Raw genomic sequence first — 3,190 nt, forward strand, 5'->3', positions numbered from 1 at the left:
CGCGGCTCTGTTCGCCGCGGCGGCTCTTGTCTGTGGGCCGGAGCGGATCAGGGCTTTCGGCGGGTGAACGCACCCTCGGTGCGCGACAGCCGGTAGTCGATGCGATCGTCGACGTAGATGCGCACGCGCGGGTCTTCGGGCAGGCTCTCGATCACCCCACCGGAAATGTAGTCCGCAGCACGTTCCAGTCGCTCCCGCCGCTGCGTTAGCTGAATCTTCCGGTACTCGTACCGCAGGCCCTTGACGATGGCGAAACACATCAAGAGCAGCACGATAGAGAACGGCAGAGCGGTGGCCAGCGCCGCCGATTGCAGCGCGCCCAGTCCACCTGCGAGCAGCAGCGAGATCGCCACCGCTCCTTCGATGATCGACCAGAGCACCCGCGACCAGGTCGGCGGGTTCGGGTGTCCGCCGGAGGCAAGCATGTCGACCACCAACGAACCGGAGTCCGACGAGGTGATGAAGAACAACGCAATCACGATGATCGCCAGCACCGAGAAGACCTGGCCGAGCGGCAGCCCCTCGAGCACGGTGAACAACGTCGACGGTGCATCAATCGACTCCGCGCCGTCGGCGACGAGGCGCTGATCCGGACTGTCGAAGAACTGCCGGAACAGTCCGGCGCCGCCCATCACCGAGAACCACACGAATCCGACCACCGTGGGCGCAAGAAGCACACCGGCGATGAACTCGCGCACTGTGCGACCGCGCGAGATACGCGCGATGAAGACACCCACGAACGGTGCCCAGGAAATCCACCAGCCCCAGTAGAAGATGGTCCAATCCTGGAACCACGCCTGACCGGTCTCGCCGTGGAAGGCGCCGACGTCGAACGTCATCTGAAAGAGGTTTCCAAAGTAGAAGCCGAGCGACTCCACGAAGTTCCGGAGGATAAACAGTGTCGGGCCCAGAACGAGCACCGAGGCCAGCAAGACGCTAGCCAGTGACAGATTGATGTTGGACAGCCACTTGATACCCGCACCGATACCGCTGACCACCGACATCGTCGCAATGAAGGTGATCACCACGATCAGGCCGATCAGCAACCACTCCGAGGTTGCGTCGGCCACCAGACCGACGGCGTTGAGGCCGGCGGCGATCTGCTGGACCCCCAAACCGAGTGAGGTCGCCACACCGAATACGGTGCCGAGGATGGCCAGGACGTCGATCAGGTCGCCGACCCAACCTTTGACGCGATTGCCCAGCAGGGGTTCGAGCGCCCAGCGGATGGATACCGGACGCCCTCGACGATGCACCGCGTAGGCGAGCGCCAAGCCGATCACGGCGTAGATCGCCCACGGGTGCAGGCCCCAGTGGATAAAGGTCTGCGCCATCGACATACCCGCCGTCTCGGCTTGGTCGGTACTCCAGCCCGGTTTGCTCGCGACCGTCGCATAGCTCAACGGTTCGGCAACGCCGTAGAAGACCAGTCCGATACCCATGCCCGCGGCAAACAGCATGCTGAACCACGACATCGTCGAATACTCGGGCTTCTCCCCGTCGCGCCCAAGGGTAATAGTGCCGAGCCGGGACATGCCGACGATGATCGCGAACACCACGAAACCTGCTACCAGGAGGACGTAGTACCAGCCCAGTTCCTTGACGATCCAGGTCTGTATTTCGCCGAATACGGTGCCGGTGCCAGTCGGCACGATCACCGCAAACGCCACCACTGCGAGAACCAGCACCAGCGCCGGCCAGAACACTCGCGGGGAAAGAGACTGCCAGCCGAGCTTCACACCCTGTCGGCGCAGCTTCTCGGTGATCTCATCGTCGGTGTCGTGCTCCTCGATGTGGTGATCGGCGGGAACACCGGCCATCGCGGGATGGTGGTCGAACTCTGGAATCGGGTGGCCCGATACAGAATTCTCGGCGCTATCTTCTGGCGTTATCGGCATATTTAAGTCACGATTCTCAGTAGGTCACGATTATCAGTCGGTTACGTATCTCGAACCACCCTCGGTCAGCACCTGGAAAAACGCAAACCATTGCGGCGAAACCGGCGGGATCGTCGCCGAGCCGTTACCTCCGAATCACGCTTCGCGACGCCACTTACTCCACGGCGTCGATCACCGCGGCACCCATACGCGCAATGTATTCGCGAGCGTCAGGGCTGATCAGGCCCATATTGAGGAAGCCGTGAATCATCGCACCCGCGCGCTCCAGCGTCACCGGAACCCCGGCCGCACGCATCGCCTCGGCGTAGGCGATGCCCTCATCACGCAGGGGGTCAAAGCCAGCCACGACCACGTAGGCGGGCGGCAGACCGGACAGGTCGTCGGCCAGCAGCGGTGAGACGCGCGGGTCCGCCAGCTCCGTCTCCGGATCGCTCAAGTAGTGCTCGGTGAAGTACTCGAGGTCCTGTCCGGTGAGGAAGAAGCCGGCGTCGAACTCCGCCCGTGACCGGGTCCGGGCACCCATCTCGGTCACCGGATAGATCAGCAACTGCAAGGCTGGCACGACGTCGTCGCCGCGGGTGGCTTGCGCGATGTCGGCGGCCAGGCAGCCACCCGCAGAGTCGCCGGCGACGATGATCTTCGCCGGATCAATGCCCCACTCCGGCGCTCGCGCGACGGCGAAGTACCACGCCGCGAGACTGTCGTCGACGGCCGCGGGGAACTTCGCTTCCGGGGCGAGTCGGTAGTCGACCGACAGGACGTCGGCGCCCGAAGCGATGGCCAGCGCGCGCACGGCCGAGTCGTGGCTGGCGCGGCTCCCCACCACATAGCCGCCACCGTGAAGAAACAGGATCAGCCCGCGCGGAGTTCCCTCTTCGACGCGATAACGCGTGGCGCCGATCGGGCCGCCGGGCCCGTCGAGCACCAGGTCCGCTTCGATGGCGAACGGCGCGAAGGTCTGGGCCATCGAGGCACTGGTCGCCTCCAATTTCTTGCGGTCCGTCGCCGGATCGACTCCGGTCAACGCCATCCCAGGAACATTAGCGGTCGCGGCGGCCACCACGGCCATCTCCGGCGCGATGTGCTCACCGTCGGAATTCACCTTGGTCAAACGCGCACCCAGGCCCAGTACCGAGGCAGGCAGCCGCCCGAATACCCGGAACAGGCCCCGCTGTGCACGATCAAGAACGGACAGGTCGACAGTTGTTGCGCGGCTCACACTGGCCGACGCTATCACCGTCGTCACATGTCGACGAGCGGCCTGGGAGCCGAGGGCCGGTGCTGTGACAGAC

The 3,190-nt window shown here is 64.4% G+C and carries 2 protein-coding genes; both read right to left on the reverse strand.

Features of this window, described 5'->3' with window-relative positions; all coding sequences use genetic code 11:
• Window positions 1-47: 47 nt before the first annotated feature.
• A complete protein-coding gene (locus tag WAW85_RS11510; protein ID WP_422559745.1) occupies window positions 48-1,820 on the reverse strand; it encodes a BCCT family transporter in 1,773 nt (590 codons plus the stop codon).
• A gap of 232 nt (window positions 1,821-2,052) precedes the next feature.
• The coding region (locus WAW85_RS11515) for an alpha/beta hydrolase (RefSeq protein ID WP_422559746.1) at window positions 2,053-3,190 on the reverse strand (1,138 nt) is incomplete at its 5' end.

This window comes from Gordonia sp. (in: high G+C Gram-positive bacteria), assembly GCF_049299075.1.
Taxonomy (GTDB): Bacteria; Actinomycetota; Actinomycetes; order Mycobacteriales; family Mycobacteriaceae; genus Gordonia.